Consider the following 20,010-nt stretch of genomic DNA (forward strand, 5'->3'; position numbering starts at 1 on the left):
ATGACAACTGGACCAGAGAACAGCTCGCCTAACTAACCACTCCGCCGTGACGGCTGTGTTAGATTTTGGGCTCCACCTGCAGGTTGACTTGAGTATTGGTCTATGCCATTTTGGTTCAGACCACTGGACCTTACCAATTGGTCAGATACTCGAGCACCCGTGAGGTGACCCGTGCCGCACCGCCTTGCCGCCGGCCTGCTCGGCCTGGCGCTGACCCTCCCCACCCTCGCCGCGTGCGGCTCCGACGACGCCGCCGGCGACGGCGGGCCGCAGCACCTGACCGTGTGGTTGATGAAGGACACCGCGACCGACGAGTTCGTCAAGGACTTCGAGGCGGCGTTCGAGAAGGACCACTCGGAGTACGACCTGACCATCCAGATCCAGGAGTGGGACGGCATCACCGAGAAGGTCACCGGCGCGCTCGCCAGCACCGACCCGCCGGACGTGCTCGAGGTCGGCAACACGCAGGTGGCGCAGTACGCGGCGAGCGGCGGCGTCACCGACCTGTCCGACAAGGTCGGGGAGCTGAAGGGCAGGGACTGGCTGCCCGGCCTCGCCGAGCCGGGCGCGGTGGACGACCACCAGTACGGCATCCCCTTCTACGCGGCCAACCGGGTCGTCATCTACCGCACGGACCTCTTCGGCGCCAAGGGAGTCGAGCCACCGTCCACTCGGGACGAATGGCTCGCCGCGACCGCGCGGCTCAACCAGGGCGGCACGCAGGGCATCTACCTGCCCGGCCAGAACTGGTACGTGCTCGCGGGCTTCGTCTGGGACGAGGGCGGCGACCTCGCCGTCCGCGACGGCGGCAAATGGAAGGGCGCGCTCGACACGCCGGAGGCTCTGGCCGGCGCGGACTTCTACCGCCAGCTCCAGGCGCTCGGCAACGGGCCGAAGGACTCCGACGAGGCCAAGCCGCAGCAGACCGACGTGTTCGCCAACGGCAACGTCGCGCAGCTCATCGCGGTCCCCGGCGCGGCGAAGCTCATCACCACCGCCAACCCGGCCCTGGAGGGCAAGCTCGGCTTCTTCCCCATCCCGGGCAAGCGGTCGGGCAAGCCGGGCGCGGTGTTCACCGGCGGGTCCGACCTGATCGTGCCGGTGGCCTCGCCCCGCCAGGAGGGCGCGTACGAGGTGGTCAAGGCGCTGGCCGGCGAGAAGTGGCAGGCCGAGCTGGCCACCGCCATGAACTACGTGCCGAACCGGACCTCGCTCGCCGACGCCGTCGGCGACGACCCGGGTGCCGCCGCGATGGCCGCCGGCGCGGCGAACGGCCACGCCACCCCCAACTCCCCCAACTGGACGGCGGTCGAGGCACGCAACCCGATCAAGGAGTTCCTGACCAAGGTGCTCACCGGCACCGACCCGAAGACCGCGGCCGCCGACGCGGACGCGGTGATCACCGCGGCACTGAACACCGCGAACTAGGGCCTGTTCTGTGAAGTCCCCAGCTCGACCAACAGTTACCTCAGGGGAACGTGACGGCACCCAGCCACAATCCACCTCGCCACCCGCACCTTCGTCGGGACGCAACCAACACTCAGAAATCCGGGGAGGCGGACTAGTGGCGCCCCCTGTGCGGCGGTCAAGCGGCCGCGCGGCCGCCGCACAGGGTGGTGCTCGCCGACGCCGGACGTTCTGGCCGTACCTGCTGATCGCGCCGACCCTGCTGGCGACCGCCTACCTGCTCGTGTACCCGTTGCTGCGCAACGTGATCATCTCGTTCCAGCACTTCGGGCTGGCCCAGCTGATCCGCGGCGGTGCCGGCTTCGCCGGGTTCGCCAACTACGGCGCCGTGCTGTCCGACCCGGAGTTCTGGTCGGTCACCCGCCGGACGCTGCTGTTCACGGCGGTCAACGTCGGGCTCATCATGGTGCTGTCCACCGTGGTCGCACTGCTCGTCATGCGGCTGGGCCGGGTGATGCGGCTGGTCGTGCTCGGCGGGCTGGTGCTCACGTGGGCCACGCCGATGATCGCCGCGACCACGGTGTTCCAGTGGATGTTCTCCTCCCAGCTCGGGGTGGTGAACTGGGTGCTCGTGCGGCTGGGCTTCGCGAGCTTCCGCGGCCACGCCTGGTTCGCCGACGGTCCGCAGACCTTCGCGATCCTCGTGGCGCTGATCGTCTGGCAGTCGGTGCCGTTCGCCGCGCTCACCCTGTACGCGGCGATGACCACGGTCCCCCACGAGCTGTACGAGGCGGCCCGCATCGACGGCGCCGGCGGCCTCCGTTCGTTCCGCTCGATCACGTTTCCCGTGCTGCGCCCCATGTTCGGGCTCGTCACCTGTCTCGAGGTGATCTGGGTCGGCAAGGCGTTCGTACAGATCTGGGTCATCAGCGGGGGCGGTCCCGGCCGGGCGACGACCACGCTGCCGGTGTACGCGTACCAGGTCGCGCAGTCGCTGCACCGCTACGACGTCGGCGCGGTGGTGTCCGTGCTCATGGTCCTGCTCCTGGTGTTCGCGCTGCTGTTCTACTTCCGGCACATGTTCCGCGAGGAGGCAGCCGCATGACCGGCCGCGTCGCCCGCAACGTGTTGGCACTGCTCGTGTTCGTCGTGTCGGTGTTCCCCGTGTACTGGATGGTGCTGACCGCGGTCAAGCCGGCGCGGGAGATCCAGGCGGAGACACCGACGTTCTGGCCGTCCGCGCTGACCCTCGACCATTTCAATGCCGCCGTGCACGCGCAGGGCTTCTGGTACTTCTGGCGCAACAGCCTGCTGGTGGCCTGCGTCGCGGTCCTACTGTCACTGGTGGTCGCGCTGCTCGCGGCGTACGCGGTGGCACGGCTGCGGTGGAAGGGGCGCCGCGGCTTCATCCTCATGGTGTTCATCGCGCAGATGACGCCGTGGGAGGCGTTGCTGATCCCGATGTACGTCATCGCACGGGACACCGGGATGCTCGACACGCTGTCCATGCTGACGCTCGTCTACTTCATGATCACCCTGCCCTTCACGATCGTCACGCTGCGGAACTTCCTGGCGGCGGTGCCCGTCGAACTGGAGGAGGCGGCCCAGGTGGACGGGTGCGACCGGCCGGCGGCGTTCCGGCGGGTGGTGCTCCCGCTGCTCGCGCCCGGCCTGCTGACCACGTCGCTGTTCGGGTTCATCACCGCGTGGAACGAGTTCGCCTTCGCCAACCTGCTGATCATCAAGGACCAGGACGACCGCACCCTGCCCGTCTGGCTGTCCTCGTTCAGCAACACGTTCGGCACCGACTGGGGCGCGACGATGGCCGCGTCGACCCTGTTCATGCTGCCCGTGCTGGCGATCTTCCTGGTGCTCCAACGAAAGGTGACCGCCGGGATCACCGGCGGCGCGGTCAAGGCCTGACAAAGGAAGGAGATCGCACCCCCACCCGGTACGCACCCTGCACGTACAGGAGAAGAAATGTCCCGTAGGTTCCTCGCCACCGTCGTCGTGGCGGTCGCGACAGCCGCGATCGTGGCGGCGCCGGCGTCCGCCGCCACCGACGCGCTCACCGCCAACTACCGCACCAGCGCCACGGGCGCCACCACCGACCAGGTGGAGCCGTGGTTCACCGTCGCCAACACCGGCACGACCACCGTCCCGCTCGCCGAGGTCACGTTGCGGTACTACTTCCGCGGCGACACCCCGGACGTCGGCTACCGGTTCGCCTGCTCGTGGGCGGTGCTGGGCTGCGCCAACGTCACCGGCACGTTCCGGACGCTGTCCACCCCGACGTCGACCGCCGACCGCTACCTGGAGGTCGGCTTCACCTCGGGCGCCGGCTCGCTCGCGCCGGGCGCGAACACCGGCGACCTGCAGCTGCGCTTCTACCGCACCAACTGGGGCCCGATCACCCAGTCCGACGACTACTCGTTCACCAACCGCACGACCTACGCGGCGTGGAACAAGGTGACCGTCCAGCGAAACGGCACGACGATCTGGGGCACCGGCCCCGGTGGTGACGACCAGGACCCGCCCGGCGAACCGGGCGAGCCGCCGGTCCCGACCGGCGAGGTGCTGTTCGACGACTTCGCGTACACGTCGTCGAGCGACGCGCGGATCGCCCAGCGCGGTTGGACCGTCCGCTCGGGCGGCGGCGGCCCCGGCGTGCCCGGCGCGGTGTGGGACCCGTCGCTCGTCACGTTCCCCACGGTCAACGGGCAGAAGGTCATGCGGCTCGAGTCGTCCAACAACGGGTCGAGTGCCCGGCAGACGGAACTGTTCCACCAGCGCAAGTTCTTCGAGGGCACCTACGGCGCACGGGTGTACTTCTCCGACTCGCCGGTGCGGGGTGTCGACGGCGACAACGTGGTGCAGACGTTCTTCACGATCACGCCGCTCAACGCGCCGATGGACCCGAACTACGGGGAGATGGACTTCGAGTACCTGCCCAACGGCGGGTGGGGCGAGACGTCGAACATCCTGTACACCACCACCTGGGAGACCTACCAGGACGAGCCGTGGGTCGCCGACAACATCCACACCGAGCGGCGCACGAGCTACAACGGCTGGCACGACCTGGTGATCCAGGTGGCGTCCGGCCGCGTGAAGTACTACGTGGACGGCAACCTGTTCGCCGACCACGGTGACCGGTACTACCCCGAGACCCCGATGTCGATCAACTTCAACCTGTGGTTCATCTCCGGCGGGCTGGTCGGCTCGCCGGGAGACCGCGCCTACCAGGAACAGGTCGACTGGGTGTACTTCGCGGAGAACGAGGTGGTGAGCCCGGCACAGGTCAGCACCCGGGTCAACAACTACCGCACCGGCGGCGTCGACCATGTCGACACGGTGAGCTGAAAACCCGGCCCGCCTGGACCGTTTCCGAAGGAGCGGTCCAGGCGGGCCACAGTGGACTCAGCTGCTGGTGGCGTTGTTGATCGCTCGTGCGTAGTCCGCGGCGGTGCCGGCGGACGAGCAGGCCTTGATGTCGTCGTAGAGCCACATGAAGCCGCCGGGAATGCCCGCCGAGCCGTGCCACGACCGCATCTTCGACTCCACCTGCGCGGGCGAGTCGCCCGCACCGCAGCCGGAACCGTGCTTACTCCACAGCCCCGGGTCGATCGGCCGGCCAAGCGACTGTGCCCACGACGCCGGGTTGTTGCCCGCGCCGCCGTCATATCCCTGGAGGTACACCCGGTCGACGAGCGTGCCGAGGCTGTTCGTGACACCCTGCCAGTACGAGACGGCCGTGTACGGGGCGAGCGTGAACTGCCGGTACCCCATGGCATTGGCCATCCGGGCGAACTTGACGGTCGAGTCGACCTCGTAGTGCGACTCGTCGTCGTTGTTGACCGCGTCGGCGCCGGTGGCGTTCCGGAGCGCCAGGAAGTTGCGGTACAGGATGGTGCCCGACCCGGTCCCGTCACGGGTGATGAGGCTGTCGATCGCCTCCCAGTCGCCGGTTCCCCACGCACCGACCGACACCTCGATGCGGTTGACCGAGGTCGGTGCCTGCTTGAGCCGCCGCAGCCGGGCCGGCCAACCGGAGTCGCCGACGTACTGGCCACCCGACACGATCAGCGTGTCGTTGTAGTAGAGATCTCCGTTGGTGTGAACGTGAATACTCCACAGGATCACCGTCGTGAACCCCGACGCGCGCAGGGTGTCGATCACGGCCTGGCCGTCCTGGTAGAAGGGTCCGCCACCGAAGATGGCGGACCGTCCGGCGGCCGCGGCCGCCACCGACTGACTGGAGAAAACACCCGCGGCGGCCAGTACGACCGCCAACAGGGTATGCCACAACGCCCGCCTCATCCCCGACCGTCCTTCCCGTTGAGTGGCGTGTTTCCCTTGCAGCATAAGTGATTTACGCCATCCATCCGGTTGCTGACAGTTGCCGGTTACGACATTCGCTCAGCGGGCCGCGGCAAGCACGTCGTTCTCGACGATCGTCGAGCCGTCGAACGAATCCGGGGCGAAGTCGCGGGTGTTGGTCGTCATCACGACGACGAGGTCCAGATCCCGGACGATGTAGACCATCTGACCGCCGTACCCCCAGGCCATCGCGACCTGGTGGCCCGCGAGGTCGCGCAGCCAGAAGTCGTATCCGTAGCCGTAGGGTGCGCCGGCGTCGACCTGTTCTGTCATCGAGGTTTCCACCCAGTCCGCCGGCACGAGCTGCTTGCCGTGCCAGCGGCCGCCGTGAAGATAGAGCAACCCGAACTTCGCGAGTTCGCGTGGTGTCACGTAGAAGTTGTAGCCGCCCGAGAAGTAGCCCTGCGGGTCGCGCCCCCAGTGCTCGGCGACGACTCCCAGCGGCGCGAGCAGATGCTCGTGGACGAACTCGCAGGCCGTCGTCTCCGTGGCCGCGGTGAGCACGGCGGAGCCAAGGTGGGAGTCGCCGGTGCTGTAGTTGAACCGCGTGCCGGGTGCCGCGGCTCTCGGGAGCCGCAGGGTCGCCGCGACCCAGTCGGGCGTCCGCTCGATCTCGGTCTCGGTCGCGTCCTCGTCCCACTGGCTGCCCGAGGTCATCGTGAGCAGGTCGCGGACCCGGACCGTCTTGGTCTCGGGGCCCATCACCGCGCCGTAGCGCGGCGGCAGGGTCGAGGCGACCGTCGCGTCGACGCCGGGGATCAGACCCTCGTCGACCGCGATGCCGATCGCGGCTCCCCAGATGCTCTTGGACGCCGAATGCACGTTGTTGCTCTGGTTCCTCGCGCTGCCGTGGTAGTACCGCTCGAACACCAGCGCGTCGTGGCGGATCACGAGGAAGCTCCACGAGTAGGGCAGGTCGGCGAGGGCCGCGGACGCTCGTTCGAGCCGGCCCGGGTCCATTCCCCGCGCCTGCGGGGTCGAGAGCGTCCACGACGCGCTGTCGTCGACCGGGTCGGTGTAGGTCGGGTTGTCCTCGTAGAACCTGTCCCTCGACAGCGGACCCTGGATCGCCGCGCAGTCGAACGCCGCGTCGTGCCCGGCGGGCGCGGGGGACGGCTTCGGCGCGGCACAGGACGCGATCAGGCCCAACAGCAACAGAACTCGTACACCGCGGCGGGTCATTCGCCGGATCCTATGGGCAGGCGGTGGCCGCCACCGCGGCCACCGCCCACGAGCTACTTCTTGGTCCAGCCGATCTTCGCGTAGTCGACGGCGGCCAGGCCGGAGTTGCCGAAGTTGGCGAGGTCGTCCTTCACCGCGACGATGGACGGGCGGCGGTAGAGCGGGCGGGCGTAGCCGAGGTCCCACAGCTCCTCGTCGATGTCGTTCAGGATCGCGTTCCGCCGGTCGCGGTCGAGCTCCTTCGCGGCGTCCTTCAGCAGCTTGTTGATCTTGGCGTTGCCGATGTGGCCGAAGTTCTGCTCGACGTTGTCCGGCGTCAGGTCGAACGACGGCAGGACCGTGATCAGCGACGCGGCGTCCATCTGCGCCCAGTGCGCCAGCTCGAAGTCGCCCGGGGTGATCTGCTCGTCGAAGTAGCCGTCCGGGTCGACTTGTTCGACCTTGACCTCCACACCGATCGCCGCGAGCTGGTGCTGGACGAGCACCGCCTCGTCGTCGCTGGCCGGGTTCTCGGCGGGAACGACGTCCCGGATGGTCAGCGTGCGGCCCTCCTTCTTGCGGTACTGGCCCTCCTGCTTCCAGCCGAGCTCGTCCAGTCGCTTCTTGGCCGCCTCCGGGTCGAAGCCGTAGCCCTTCGAGTTGTCCTGGTAGCCGGGGAAACCCTCGACGAAGATGTGGTTGCCGAGCGGCTTGGCGTCCGGGATGAGCTGGCCCACCTCGGCCTTCGTGATCGACGCGACGTCGATGCCGCGGATCACCGCCTTGCGGACCTCCTTGTCCGCCAACGGACCCGAGCCCGCGCCGTTGAGCACTATCCAGCGCAGGTTGGGCAGCGTGGCACGGCGGAACACGACGTGCGGGATCTGCTTGGCACGCTTGTACGCGTCGAGGTTGCCGGCGATGCCGGAGAAGTCGAGGCCGCCGTTGGCGAGCGCGTCGATCGACGCGGTGCCGCCGGTGGTCGACAGGTTGCGGAAGATGATCCGGTCCAGCCGCGGCTGGTAGCCCCACCAGTCGGGGTCACGCTTGACGATCACGGTCTTCGCGGTGGCGTCGATCTTGTCGATCATGAAGGGTCCACCGGTGACCTTCGGCGCGGCGATCCAGCCCTTGTTGAACTCGTCGGGATTCGAGGTCGCCGACTTCGGGTAGAGGACCTGGAAGACGGCGCCCCAGTCCGCGTAGGTCGGGTCGAACGTGACGGTGAACTCGTACTCGTCCGCGCCCTTCGAGATGTCGGAGATGTTGGCGTAGCCGGCGGTCGAGAGCGGGACGAACGCCGGGTTCCTGCCGTTCACCGCCTGCCACTGGGACTTGTAGTCCTCCCAGGTGATCGGCTTTCCGTCGCTCCAGTGCGCCTTCTTGTTGAGCTTGTACTCGACCTTCTCCGGGTTGTCCGAGACGAGCTCGAACGACTCGACGTAGTCCGGGTTGGGCTCGAACGTGGCGTCCGGCTTCTCCCACGACGGCGTCGGCATGAAGGACCGGGTGACCGGCGGGATGTCGCCACTGGTCGCGTCGCCCTGTAACTCGTTGAACTGGTTGGGGAAGTCCTGGACCGGCCAGTTCAGGTCGCCGCCGTCCCGCAGCGTGTCCGGGTCGACGGCGTTGATGTCGATCTGGTTCAGCGCGGCCTTGGGCGGTGGTTTCTCCGCGTCGCCGCCGCTGCCGCAGCCGGCCACGGCCAACGCGGTGAGCAGGGCCAACGCCAGGGCGGAACGTCGCATCGTGCTCGGTCCTTTCGTGGGAGTCAGGCGAAATGGCAGGCAACGTCGTGGTCCACGCCATGGCTGGCCAGGGTGGGAGCCGTACCGACACAGCGGCTCCGGTCCTCCTCGGACAGGGTCAGACGGCGGAAACACCGGGTGTGGAACGGACAGCCGGCCGGCGGGTGTGCCGGGTCCGGCAGGTCACCGGTGAGCACGATGCGTTCCCGGCGGCGTTCGACCGGCGGGTCGGGGATCGGGACCGCGGACAGCAGCGCCTGGGTGTACGGGTGCGACGGCCCGGCGAAGACCTCGTCCGCGGCGCCGATCTCGACGATGCGGCCGAGGTACATGACCGCAACCCGGTCGGCGAGGTGCCGGATGACCGACAGGTCGTGCGAGACGACCAGGTACGCCACGCCGAGCTTGGCCTTCAGCTCGTCGAGGAGGTTGATCACCCCGGCCTGGATGGAGACGTCCAGCGCGGACACCGGCTCGTCGAGGACGAGGAGCTTCGGTCGCAGGGCAAGGGCCCTGGCGATGCCGATGCGTTGCCGCTGGCCGCCGGAGAACTCGCCGGGGAAACGGTGCGCGTGCTCCTGTCCCAGCCCCACCAGGTCGAGCAGCTCGGCGACGCGGGCGCGCGCGGCGGTCCGGTCGTGGCCGTGGACCCGCAACGGCTCGGCGATGATGTCCGCGACCGGCAGGCGCGGGTCGAGCGACGCGACGGGGTCCTGGAACACGACCTGGACGTCCGCCCGCAACGCCTTGCGGGCGGCCTTGTCCAGCTCGTGGGTGACCCGGCCGAGGATCTCGACATGACCGGCCCGCGGCTTGGCCATGCCGAGGATCTCCATGAGCGTGGTGGTCTTCCCGCAGCCGGACTCGCCGACCAGGCCGAGCGTCTCCCCCTCGGCGATGTCGAAGCTGATCCCGTCGACCGCGTGCACCGCGCCGACCCGGCGCCTGAACACGCTGCCCTTGGTGATGGGGAACGTCTTCGTCAGGCCGTGGACGGACAGCACGATCCGGTCGCGTCCGCCCGCCGTGGTGACACGAAGCTCGGTCGCCGAGTCGTCGGCGATGATCTCCTTGCCGCGCAGGCAGGCCGCGTACTGCTCGCCGTCCACGACGGACAGCTCGGGCTCGGTCGTCCGGCAGGCGTCGATGACCATCGGGCAGCGTGGCGCGAACGGGCAGCCGGGCGGCAGGCCCACGAGCGACGGTGGGTGCCCCTCGATCGGGACGAGCTGGGTGGCCGCGTCCAGCCGGGGCACGGCCCGCAGCAGGCCGAGCGTGTACGGCATGCGCGGGTGGGCATAGACGGCGTCGGTCGGCCCGGTCTCCACGGCCCGGCCCGCGTACATGACCATGACCCGGTCGGCGAACCCGGCGACCACGCCGAGGTCGTGGGTGATCAGCACGACGGCGGCGCCGGTGACGTCGCGGGCGGTCCTCAGCACGTCGAGCACCTGGGCCTGCACGGTGACGTCCAGCGCGGTGGTCGGTTCGTCGGCGATGATCAGGTCCGGGTCGCAGGCGATGGCCATGGCGATCACCACCCGCTGGCGCATCCCGCCGGAGAACTCGTGCGGGTAGGCCCGCGACCGGTTCGCCGCGTCCGGAATCCCCACCAGGTCCAGCAGCTCCACCGCCCGCCGCCGCGCGTCCCGGCCGGACAGGTCGCGGTCGTGGGTCAGCAGCGCCTCGGCCACCTGGTCGCCGACCGTGAACACGGGCGTCAGCGCGGAGAGCGGGTCCTGGAACACCATCGCCACCCGGCGACCGCGGATGGCCGACAGCTGCTTGTCCGACAGGCCGAGCAGCTCCCTGCCCCGGAACCGGATCGAGCCGGACACGGCCGCGTTCGGCGGCAACAGGCCCATCACCGCCAGCGAGGACACCGACTTGCCCGACCCCGACTCCCCCACGATGCCGAGGACCTCGCCAGGGCCGACCGCGTAGGACAGTCCACGCACCGCCTGCACCCGGCCGGTCTCGCCGGGAAAGGACACCGCCAGGCCGTCGACCTCGAGCACCGGCCCGGTCATCGCCCGCCTCCCGACGACGGGTCGATGGCGTCCCGCAGGCCGTCGCCGACCAGGTTGACCGCCAGCACGAACGCCACGAGAAACCCCGCCGGGGCGAGGAAGAGCCACGGGTAGGTCGTGGCGGAGCCGGTGCCGGCGGCGATCAGGGTGCCGAGCGAGACGTCCGGCGGCTGCACGCCGAACCCGAAGAAGCTCAGGCTCGTCTCGGTCAGCACGGCGACGCCGACGTTGATGGTGGCGTCCACGATCAGCAGCGACGCCATGTTCGGCAGGATGTGCGTGGCGATGATCCGCCAGGCCGGCTGTCCCATGAACTTCGCGGCGAGCACGAACTCCCGCTCCCGCAACGACAACGTCATGCCGCGCACGATCCGTGCGGTGATCATCCAGTTGAACGCCGCCAGCAGCGCCACGAACACCAGCCAGTTCGCGCCCTTGAACCACGGCGACGCGATCGCGATGATCAGGAACGCCGGCAGCACCAGCAGCAGGTCGGTCACCCACATCAGCACCCGGTTGGCGAACCCGCCGAGGTACCCGGCGGTCGCGCCGACCACCGCGGACACCGACGTCGAGATCACCCCGACGAGCAACCCGATCGTCAGCGACTTCTGCAGACCACGCATGACCTGCGCGAACACGTCCTCGCCGATCTTGGTGGTGCCGAACCAGTGCGACGGCGACGGGGCGGACAGGAACGCCGCGTAGTCCAGGTCGTCGTAGCGCCACGGCGTGAACACCGGCGCGACGAACGCCAGCAGGTACAGCAGAACGATCACGACCAGCCCGGCCAACGCCAGCCGCCGGCGCCGGAACCGGCGCAGTACCAACCGCCCTCGGCTGATGACCTCTACCGGTGCCTCGACCGGCGTGGCGCTCGCCGAGACCTCGTCATCCCGCATGAGCGTCATGCCGGAGCCTCCCCGAACCTCGTCATGACCGCACCCTGATCCGGGGGTCGAGCAGTGCGTAGAGGACGTCCGAGAGCCATCCGGACACCAGCACCATGACCGCGATGAACAGGGTCACCGTCGCGACGATGTTGGTGTCCTGGCTGGAGATGCCCTGCACCAGCCACTCCCCCATGCCGTGCCAGGAGAAGATCCGCTCGGTGAACACGCCGCCGGTGATCAGCAGCCCGAAGCCGAAGCCGAACAGGGTGGCCATGGGGATCAACGCGGTGCGCAGCCCGTGCTTGAACAGCGCGCGCCGCCGGGTCAGCCCTTTCGCCCTCGCCGTGCGGAGGAAGTCGCTGCCCAGCACGTCGAGCATCGCGCTGCGCTGGTAGCGGCTGTAGAACCCGATCTGGAAGAGCGCGATCGTGATGGTCGGCACGATCAGGTACCGCAGCCGGTCGCCCAGTGACGCGAGCCAGCTCCCCTCGAAGCCGGGCGTCGACTCGTTGGTGTACTTGAGATAGTCGCTGCCGACCAGATCGTTGACCTCCAGCGCGCCGTACTTGAGCAGCGTGCCGAGCACGAACACCGGTGTGGACAGGATCACGAACGACGCGATCGTGATCACGTGGTCGCTCGGCCTGTACTGGCGGACCGCCGACCACACGCCCAGCAGCACCCCGATCAGGATGCCGACGGCGGTGCCGAGCAGGAACAGCCGCAGGCTCACCCCGGCCCGGCGCCACAGCTCGTCGGTGATCGGCTGGCCCTGCCAGGTGTTGCCGAAGTCGCCGTGCAGCACGCCGGTCAGCCAGGTCAGGAACCGCCGCGGGATCGGCTGGTCCAGCCGCAGCTCGTGGAACTTGGCCTGGATGGTGGCCTCCGGCGGCGGTGGCTGGCGCTGGCGCAGCAGGCCGATCGGGTTGAAGGTGGCCGCGGCGAGGGTGAACGCCAGGAACGTGGCGACCAGGCACAACACCACGTAGCCGGCCAGCCGCCGAGCCAGGTATCCGACCACGCGCCGATGTCCCCCTTCGTCAGTGCCACGCGGATTCTCGTCGGCCGGCAACTGTTCGCGCACGCGCTCTCACGGGATGAGATTAGGCGACCCGACCAGCCCGGCTCGACCACGCGGCATTCCCAATAACCGGGCCGGAAATTGGGAAACAGGCAAACGGCGCAGATACGCGTTTTCGGCTTTCCGCCCGCTGGACCGGACGCCGCACCCGTTCCGCACCCGAAGGCGACCTGCCGGACAACCTCCGCTTGTGACCGTGGAGCTACACACACAAGACGGAAGGGCTCAGCACATGTTTGGTTTCGCGGTTGGCTCACTTCTCATCGCCTCGGCTGCGCTGGTGCCCAGCGCCTCGGTGACCGACACTCCGGCACCGAGGGACAACGGCCTCCGGGTCGTGGCAGAGGCGATCGTGGCGGGAACGAGCGCCGCGAGCACCGCACCAGCGGCTGCCTGCACCGACAACGTGTACGCCTTGGAAGGATGGCGGCACACCGCGACGTTCAAGTGGTTCTACAACCCGGCGGGTGCCCCGGCGAAGGTCGCGCCGACCGCGCTGGCAACCCTGCAGAAGGGCACGAACACCGTGTTCACCGGCCAGAACCGCTGCGGCATCGCACCGAAGCTCGCGATGACCCAGGCCTACCAGGGCACCTCGGTCAAGCTCGCCCAGGTCTCCAGCGCCGGCGCCTGCACGGGTAACGACGGCGTGAGCGTCACCAGCTGGGGCAACCTCCCCCCGACGACGCTGGCCTACACCTGCACGTACTACCGGAGCAACGGCTCGGTCGCGGCCTCGGACACGCTGCTCGACAACAAGCTGCACCCCTTCTACACGACGAAGCCCGCCGGCTGCGCGAACATGTGGGACCTTCTCGCCGTCGTCGTCCATGAGCGCGGCCACACCGCCGGCCTCGCGCACGTCGACCAGGCCGCGCACGCCGTCGCCACGATGAGCCCCCGCACGCTGGCCTGCGACTCCTCCGAGGTGACCCTCTCCATGGGTGACCTGGCCGGGCTGCAGAAGCTCTACCAGCTCTGAGGTCAGGGCACGGATCTCACACGAAGGCCCAGTGCGATCGATCCAGTGAGATCATGGTCCGCGGTACCGGTATCCGGCACCGCGGACCGCCTCTATGGGCGACTCGTCGTGGTCCCAGCCGAGCTTGCGGCGCAGGCGCAGCACCGCGAACTTGACCCGCTCCGGCCCCAGCCCGGTCGGGTCGTCCCAGGCATGGGCCAGCAGCTGCGCCGGCGTGAGCACCGCACCCACATGCTGTACGAACGTGTTCAGCAGGCGGAACTCGGTGTTCGTCAGGTCGACCTCCCGCTCGCCGCCGGGCTCCGGCAGGGTCACCAGCCGGCTGCGACGGTCGATGGTCACCAGCCCGTCGACATACCGGTCGTCGCGGGCGGTGGGAATGTGGGCGGCGCGGCGCAGCAACGCCTCGGCGCGGGCCAGCAGCTCGTTCGGGGCGAAGGGCTTGGTCACGTAGTCGTCGGCGCCGCCGCGCAGGCCACGCACCTTGTCGCTCTCCATGCCGTGCCCGGTGAGCATCAGCACCGGCAGGTCGGCGAGGTCGCGGATGCGTTCCAGGACGGCCCAGCCGTCCATGCCCGGCAGCCCGACGTCCAGGAGCACGAGGTCGGGGCGCTCCTCGTGGAGCGCGCGCAGCCCGGCCGGCCCGTCGGCGCGACGCACGAACTCGTAGCCGGCACGCTCGAACACCCGCTGGAGCAACGCCGCGATGTCGGGCTCGTCCTCGACGGCGAGGATCTTCGTCATGACGGTCCTCCCGGCTCGAACCGTACGGGCCGGCCGGGGAGCGGTCAGCACGGCTCGCGGAATTCACCCGGTCGAGACCGCTCGCCCGCTTGGGACATTCGCCGAGAACGTGAGTGATCTTGCAGGTCACGGGGTATCCGTCGACCAGCGGAAAAGTGCCTCTTCGTTGGATCGGTGGTGGAGCCATGTACACGCATCGTCTACATGAGGGCGGAAGCTTCAGTACTACCTCGGGCGCGCGGCGTCGCCGCGTTCGCGCGGCTCGCCGCCGGACGGCCGCGTTGCGAGCCCGGCTGGCCGACGAGTCGCTCACCTCGAAGGTGGACCTCGACCGGGACCAGAGCACGTTCGGCGCCCGGGACGCGTAGTCCCACGTAGACCCACGAGGTGGCGAACCCGCTTCACGGGACCGTCACCGGGGTGCCGGTCAGGACCAGCCGCACGTCGATGTCGGGGGCGAGCCGGGCGACCGCGTCCTGGTAACGACGAGGGTCCCGGTCGGACCTGGTGATCATCCGGTCGCCCAGCCGGCCGCTGTGGAAGGCGTAGTGGTGGGGCACGGCCAGCGTCGGGTTCAGGACGGCCGTCAACCCGGCCGCCTCCTCGGCGTCCATGACCACCTGCCGCAGGTTCATCGTCCGGACGCACAACCCGTTGGTCGGCAGGATCGCCAGGTCGACCGGGCCGAACCGCGCCGGGACGGTGTCCAGCTCCGGCACCCGCAGCGAGTCGCCGCCGAAGAAGACCGTGCGGCCGAAGGCCTGGATCACGAACGTGACCTCGTGGACGCCGTGCCGGCCGGGGGTCGCGGTCACCGTGAGGTCCCCGACGCTCGTCGCCGCCCACGACTCGATCACGCGGATGTCGCGGAAACCCTTGTCCCGTGCGATGTTCGCGACGGTGCCGGGCCCGATCAGCGGGGTGTCGAGGTCGAAGCCCGCGGTGACGAGAGCCGCCAGGTCACAGTGGTCGTAGTGCTCGTGGCTCACCACGACCGCGTCGACCGGCCCCAGGGACCCGGCGGTCGACGCGACGGGTTCGCCGGGGTAGTAGGTCGCTGTCTGGGTGAACCACGGGTCGGTGAGCACCCGGAGGCCGCCGATCTCGATCAGCTGGCAGGCGTGACCGATGCGGGTCACCGTCAGCGGACTACGCATGCCGGCCCCCGAGGTCGAGCAACGCGCCCAGCAGCTCCTCGGGCGTCTCGACCTGCGGCAGGTGGCCGGTGCGGGGCAGCAGGGTGAAAGTCGACAGCGGGATCGCGGCGGCGTACGCCCGGCCGTAGTCGGGATCGACGATCCCGTCGCTCTCGCCCCACACCACGTGGACCGGGATGTCGACGCCGCGCAGCCGCTCGGCGAGCGTCGGGTCGGACATGGTCGGTCCGGTGTAGCCGATCAGCGCCCGCACGTCCGGACTCGGCCCGGGGGCGCCGCCCGGCGGCACCGGCGCCTTGCTCGGGTCGTGGAAGGAGTGGGCACGCAGCTCCGCCGGCGAGAGGCCGCTGACGTCGGTGATCGGGTGGCCGTCGACCTCGATGCCGACCGCGTCGACGAGCACCGCGCCGCTGACCCGTGGGCTGTGGCACAGGGCGATCTCGGCGGCCAGCCAGCCCCCGAAGGAGTTGCCGACCACGGTCACGTCCGTGAGGTCGAGCCGCTCCAGCAGCGTGACGTACGTCCGCGCCAGCGCCGCCACGCCGGTCAGCCCCTCGCCCTTCGGGGTGCCGCCGAAGCCGGGGTGGGTGGGCAGCAGCACCCGGGTGTGGGTGCGCTCGGCGAGCAGGTCGGCGAAACCGGCCATCGTCGCCACGCCGCCACCGCCGTGCAGCAGCAGGAACGGGCGGGTGCGGTCGCGGTCCTGGAGAGTCAGCTCCACCGGGCTGTCGAGCGTGTAGGTACGGGTGGGCCGGAGGGAACCGGCGGCGACGGGAGGGGTCATCAGCTCATTCACATAAGGAACCTTATCTAAGGATACTGATATAAGCAACCTGACTTCAGCCGCTACGATCGCCGCATGAAGCACCGACCGGCCGACGTCGCCCTGGCCGTCAAGCGCCTGCAGTACCGCCATCACCGCGCGCTGAGCCGCGCACTGGCGCCCCTGGGCCTGTCCCTCGTGCAGTGGGACACCCTGCGCCATCTGCACCGGCGGCCGGACGCCTCGCTGCACGACCTCGCCGTGCTGACCTTCCAGACCGACCAGTCCTTCGGCTCACTGGCCACCCGGATGGCCGACCGCGGCCTGATCGAGCGGGTCCCCGGGCCCGGCAGGGCCGTGCGGCACCGGCTCACCGAGGAGGGCGCCCGGCTGCGTGCGGCCGGCCAGGCGGCCGTGGACGTCGTTCTCGAGTCGAGCTTCCACGCCCTGTCGGACGCCCAGCTCGGCCAGCTCGGCGAGCTGCTGGACGCCGCCCTCGGCCCCGACCCGACCGCGTTGGGGACCGGTTCGTCACACGAGCCGCCGCGCGGTGCTGTTTGATGTCCGGAGCAGCACGCCATGACCAGGGTGGAGGTGAGGCGGCCCCCGACGGGCCGCGGACGTGTCACACGGTGAAACACGCACGATGCCGAACCAGGCCGAGGCCGGGCCGGGGTGGCCGGCCGCGCCCGTCGCGATCGTGGTCGTGGACACCGACGGGGTCGTCGCCGACGTCAACGACGCAGGCCGCGCCCTCCTGCCGGACGTGGCGGTGGGCACCGTGCTCGCCGACCCGTGGCTGCGGGACGCCCACGACCGGGTCCTCGCCGGCGGCGCGGAGACGGCGATCGGACGGCTGGGCGAGCGGAGCATCGTGGCACACCCGGTGCGGCACGGCGCCGACGTCGCGTGGTGGCTCGTCGACACGACCGCCGAGGAGGAGCTCCGCCTCGAACGACGGCGCACCGACTTCCTCGCGACCGCGTCGTCCGCCCTGCTCGCGTCGCTGAACCCGGACCGCTGCATGGAGATGACCGCCCAGCTCGCGGCCACCTACCTCGCCGACGCGGCGCTGGTCATCGCGCCGGGGCGGCAGGGCTGGCTCCCGATGGTGTCGTGCGTGCGGGACGGACATCCCGTGCGGGACAAGCGGGTCGCGAACCCCGACGAGGTGCCGGGCCTCGGCGAGGCGCTGCGGGGGTTCCCGCCGGTGCCGTCGCGGTGGATCGACCCGGCCGGCGCGCCGGAGTGGCTGCGCCCGCCGGACTTCGGCGAGGTCGGCTCGCTGGTGGTGACGCCGCTGCCGGGACACGGCGTGCCCGCCGGCGCACTGGTGCTGCTGCGCCGCTCCCAGCAGGCGGTGTTCAGCGACGACGAGGAGCTGTTCGCCCGCTTGTTCGCCGCGCGGGCCGGGAGCGCCCTGTCCGCCGCGCACGCCTACGCCCAGCAGGCCCTGATCACCGACGTGCTGATGCGCGACCTGCTGCCACCCGCGCTGCGGGAGGTCGGTGGGGTCGACTTCGCCGGCCGGTACCGGGCCGCGTTGGACACCGACCGGGTGGGCGGCGACTTCTACGACGTGCATCCCGCCGGCGACGGGCGCGCCGAGACCCTCGCCGTCCTCGGCGACGTGTGCGGCAAGGGCCTGGAGGCCGCCGTGCTCACCGGCAAGATCCGCACCACGCTGCGTGCGCTGCTGCCGATGGCCGACGACCACCAGCGGCTGCTGCGGCTGCTCAACGACGCGCTGCTGACCCCGGCAAGCACGAGGTTCGCGACGCTCGTGCTGGCCTCGGCCGTCCGCGACGGCGCCGCCGTACTCCTGCGGCTGACCGCGGCGGGGCACCCGCCGCCGCTGGTCGTGCGCGCGAACGGCGAGGTCGAGGAGGTCGACACGCGCGGCATGCTGGTCGGCGTCCTGCCCACGATCCGCTCGCGGACGGCGACCGTGACGCTGGCCCCCGCGGACACGTGCCTGCTCTACACCGACGGGATCGTCGAGGTGCGCGGCGGCCCGCTCGGCAACGAGATGTTCGGGGAGCGGCGGCTGCGCGGGGCGCTGGCGGAGTGCGCCGGCCTGCCCGCGGAGGCGACCGCCGAGCGGATCCACATGCTGGCGATGCAGTGGGCGGGCGACCGCCCGCACGACGACATGGCGGTGGTCACCATCACGGCCTCCCGCGGGCAGCACCTCACCGCCGTCGGGGGGCATGGACGCGGGCGGTACACGTCGTGACCGCCACCCGCGCGGTCGCCGGGACCCGGTACCCCGAGCTGCTGTGGGACGCCGTGCTGGCGTGCGACGAGTACGCGGCCCGCGACGTCGCGTTCGCCGCGCTCGACGCGGGGGTGAGCGCGGAGTCCGTGCTCCTCGACGTCGTCGGGGCGGTGCAGCGCCGGGTCGGCGTCGAGTGGGCGGCCGCGCGCATCACCGTCGCACAGGAGCACGCCGCCACCGCGATCAACGAACGCGTCATCGCGGCACTCGCCACCCGCACGCCCCGGCCGGCGGCCCGGCACGGCCGGATCACGGTGTCCTGTGTGGACGGTGAGTGGCACGCCCTGCCGGCCCGGCTGCTGGCGGAGACGTTGACACTGCGTGGTTTCACGGTCGACTACCTCGGCGCGCAGGTCCCGGCGCCGCACCTCGTCGCGCACCTGCACCGCACCGCGCCCGAGGCGGTCGCGCTGTCCAGCTCGATCCCGACCCGCCTGCCCGTCGCGCACGCCACCGTCACCGCCTGCCAGGCGGCGGGGGTGCCGGTGATCGTCGGCGGCGCGGCGTTCGGGGCGGACGGCCGCTACGCGCGACTGCTCGGCGCGCAGGCGTGGGCGCCGGACGCCCGCGCCGCGGCCGACCGGCTCGCCGCGGCGCCGCTCCCCCGGCCCGTCGGCGCGCACCAGCCGATCGACGACCTGCCCCACCTCGCCGACCAGGAGTACTCGATGGTCGCGCGCTCGGCGACCTCGCTCGTCGCGGCGGTGTACGCGGGTCTCGCCGAGCGGGTGCCCGCGATGCGCGACTACGGCGAGCAGGAACGCCAGCACACGGCGCAGGACCTCGCGCACATCGTCGACTTCCTGGCCACGGCCCTGTACGTGGGCGACGAGGAGCTGTTCACCGGGTTCGTGGCCTGGACCGCGGGCATCCTCGCCGCACGCGGCGTCCCGCCCCACGCGCTGCACGCGGGGCTCGACCTCCTCGCGGCGCGGCTGCGTGACTTCCCCAGAGCCGGCCGCCTCGTCGCGGCCGGGATCGACCAGCTCGAACGGATCCACTGATGCCCACACTTCCGCAGTTGACCTACTCCTGGGACAGTCCGGCCGCCGCGGTCAGCCGTGTCCGGCTCGTCGGGAACCTGGTCAACGAGAACGCCGACCTGCTGCTGGCGGCGATCCTCGAGGACCTGTCCGGCCACCCGGCGGCGCGTGAGCTGCACGTCGACTGCGCGGACGTCGGGCTGTGCGACTCGCGTGGGCTGTCGGTCCTGCTGATGCTCCGCCGCCGCACCGACTCGCTCGGGATCGCGCTCCACGTCGCCAACCGCGGGCAGGCGCTGGCGCACCTGCTGGAGCGCACCGGCACCGCGGAGTACCTGGTCCCCGCCCACTGCGCGGCCGTCCCGGACGAGGAGACGTCCGGCTGAGCGGTGCCCGGCTGATAAAG

At 70.4% G+C, this 20,010-nt stretch carries 19 protein-coding genes; 10 read left to right on the forward strand and 9 right to left on the reverse strand.

Annotated elements, in window-relative coordinates; translation table 11 throughout:
• The first annotated feature begins 171 nt into the window (after positions 1 to 171).
• The 4 genes from VET29_RS30475 (at position 172) to VET29_RS30490 (ending at position 4,767) form a co-directional block, all read left to right on the forward strand.
• On the forward strand, positions 172 to 1,428 hold the full coding sequence (locus tag VET29_RS30475; RefSeq protein WP_324926825.1) for an extracellular solute-binding protein: 1,257 nt from the start codon (positions 172 to 174) through the stop codon (positions 1,426 to 1,428).
• A gap of 148 nt (positions 1,429 to 1,576) precedes the next feature.
• Positions 1,577 to 2,512 carry a sugar ABC transporter permease gene (locus VET29_RS30480; protein WP_324926827.1) on the forward strand — a complete coding sequence of 312 codons (936 nt, stop codon included), beginning with the start codon at positions 1,577 to 1,579 and terminating at the stop codon, positions 2,510 to 2,512.
• Positions 2,509 to 3,330, forward strand: coding sequence for a carbohydrate ABC transporter permease (locus VET29_RS30485; RefSeq protein WP_324926830.1), 822 nt, complete (start codon positions 2,509 to 2,511; stop codon positions 3,328 to 3,330). The genes VET29_RS30480 and VET29_RS30485 overlap by 4 nt, the downstream gene beginning before the upstream one ends.
• A 57-nt stretch (positions 3,331 to 3,387) precedes the next feature.
• Positions 3,388 to 4,767 (forward strand): cellulose binding domain-containing protein, encoded by a 1,380-nt coding sequence (locus VET29_RS30490; RefSeq protein ID WP_324926832.1) that lies wholly within the window; start codon positions 3,388 to 3,390, stop codon positions 4,765 to 4,767.
• 57 nt (positions 4,768 to 4,824) lie between these two features.
• On the opposite strand, the gene VET29_RS30495 is transcribed toward VET29_RS30490, so the two are convergent.
• From VET29_RS30495 to VET29_RS30520, 6 genes are all read right to left on the reverse strand, one after another.
• Positions 4,825 to 5,697 carry a lysyl endopeptidase gene (locus tag VET29_RS30495; RefSeq protein WP_324926834.1) on the reverse strand — a complete coding sequence of 291 codons (873 nt, stop codon included), beginning with the start codon at positions 5,695 to 5,697 and terminating at the stop codon, positions 4,825 to 4,827.
• Between the two features lie 126 nt (positions 5,698 to 5,823).
• Positions 5,824 to 6,966, reverse strand: a complete 1,143-nt coding sequence (locus tag VET29_RS30500; RefSeq protein ID WP_324926836.1) for a serine hydrolase — start codon at positions 6,964 to 6,966, stop codon at positions 5,824 to 5,826.
• A gap of 53 nt (positions 6,967 to 7,019) precedes the next feature.
• A complete protein-coding gene (locus VET29_RS30505) occupies positions 7,020 to 8,693 on the reverse strand; it encodes an ABC transporter family substrate-binding protein (protein WP_324926838.1) in 1,674 nt (557 codons plus the stop codon).
• Between the two features lie 23 nt (positions 8,694 to 8,716).
• Entirely contained in the window at positions 8,717 to 10,723 is a 2,007-nt protein-coding gene (locus VET29_RS30510; RefSeq protein ID WP_324926839.1) for an ABC transporter ATP-binding protein, read from the reverse strand.
• Positions 10,720 to 11,634 carry an ABC transporter permease gene (locus VET29_RS30515; RefSeq protein WP_324926841.1) on the reverse strand — a complete coding sequence of 305 codons (915 nt, stop codon included), beginning with the start codon at positions 11,632 to 11,634 and terminating at the stop codon, positions 10,720 to 10,722. The genes VET29_RS30510 and VET29_RS30515 overlap by 4 nt, the downstream gene beginning before the upstream one ends.
• A 22-nt stretch (positions 11,635 to 11,656) precedes the next feature.
• Complete coding sequence (locus VET29_RS30520) at positions 11,657 to 12,637, reverse strand: ABC transporter permease (RefSeq protein ID WP_324926843.1); 981 nt, start codon at positions 12,635 to 12,637, stop codon at positions 11,657 to 11,659.
• 397 nt (positions 12,638 to 13,034) lie between these two features.
• Here VET29_RS30520 and VET29_RS30525 point away from each other — a divergent pair, with 397 nt between their 5' ends.
• Complete coding sequence (locus tag VET29_RS30525; RefSeq protein WP_324926845.1) at positions 13,035 to 13,679, forward strand: matrixin family metalloprotease; 645 nt, start codon at positions 13,035 to 13,037, stop codon at positions 13,677 to 13,679.
• A gap of 51 nt (positions 13,680 to 13,730) precedes the next feature.
• Here VET29_RS30525 and VET29_RS30530 read toward each other — a convergent pair whose 3' ends face one another.
• Positions 13,731 to 14,423, reverse strand: a complete 693-nt coding sequence (locus VET29_RS30530) for a response regulator transcription factor (RefSeq protein WP_324926847.1) — start codon at positions 14,421 to 14,423, stop codon at positions 13,731 to 13,733.
• Between the two features lie 185 nt (positions 14,424 to 14,608).
• Here VET29_RS30530 and VET29_RS30535 point away from each other — a divergent pair, with 185 nt between their 5' ends.
• On the forward strand, positions 14,609 to 14,791 hold the full coding sequence (locus tag VET29_RS30535; protein WP_324926849.1) for a hypothetical protein: 183 nt from the start codon (positions 14,609 to 14,611) through the stop codon (positions 14,789 to 14,791).
• Positions 14,792 to 14,824: 33 nt separating this feature from the next.
• On the opposite strand, the gene VET29_RS30540 is transcribed toward VET29_RS30535, so the two are convergent.
• Entirely contained in the window at positions 14,825 to 15,580 is a 756-nt protein-coding gene (locus VET29_RS30540; RefSeq protein ID WP_324926851.1) for an MBL fold metallo-hydrolase, read from the reverse strand.
• The gene (locus VET29_RS30545; protein WP_324926880.1) at positions 15,573 to 16,364 is read right to left on the reverse strand and encodes an alpha/beta hydrolase; all 792 of its coding nucleotides are present in this window, start codon (positions 16,362 to 16,364) and stop codon (positions 15,573 to 15,575) included. Before VET29_RS30545 ends, VET29_RS30540 begins: the two co-directional genes overlap by 8 nt.
• Positions 16,365 to 16,439: 75 nt before the next feature.
• On the opposite strand from VET29_RS30545, the gene VET29_RS30550 reads away from it, so the two are divergent.
• From VET29_RS30550 to VET29_RS30565, 4 genes are all read left to right on the forward strand, one after another.
• On the forward strand, positions 16,440 to 16,904 hold the full coding sequence (locus VET29_RS30550; protein WP_324926852.1) for a MarR family winged helix-turn-helix transcriptional regulator: 465 nt from the start codon (positions 16,440 to 16,442) through the stop codon (positions 16,902 to 16,904).
• Between the two features lie 85 nt (positions 16,905 to 16,989).
• Positions 16,990 to 18,579, forward strand: coding sequence for a SpoIIE family protein phosphatase (locus VET29_RS30555; protein WP_324926854.1), 1,590 nt, complete (start codon positions 16,990 to 16,992; stop codon positions 18,577 to 18,579).
• Positions 18,576 to 19,625 (forward strand): cobalamin B12-binding domain-containing protein, encoded by a 1,050-nt coding sequence (locus VET29_RS30560; protein ID WP_324926856.1) that lies wholly within the window; start codon positions 18,576 to 18,578, stop codon positions 19,623 to 19,625. Before VET29_RS30555 ends, VET29_RS30560 begins: the two co-directional genes overlap by 4 nt.
• A complete protein-coding gene (locus VET29_RS30565; protein WP_324926858.1) occupies positions 19,625 to 19,990 on the forward strand; it encodes an STAS domain-containing protein in 366 nt (121 codons plus the stop codon). The genes VET29_RS30560 and VET29_RS30565 overlap by 1 nt, the downstream gene beginning before the upstream one ends.
• Positions 19,991 to 20,010: the final 20 nt, after the last annotated feature.

This window comes from Actinophytocola sp. (assembly GCF_035634895.1).
GTDB lineage: Bacteria > Actinomycetota > Actinomycetes > Mycobacteriales > Pseudonocardiaceae > Actinophytocola.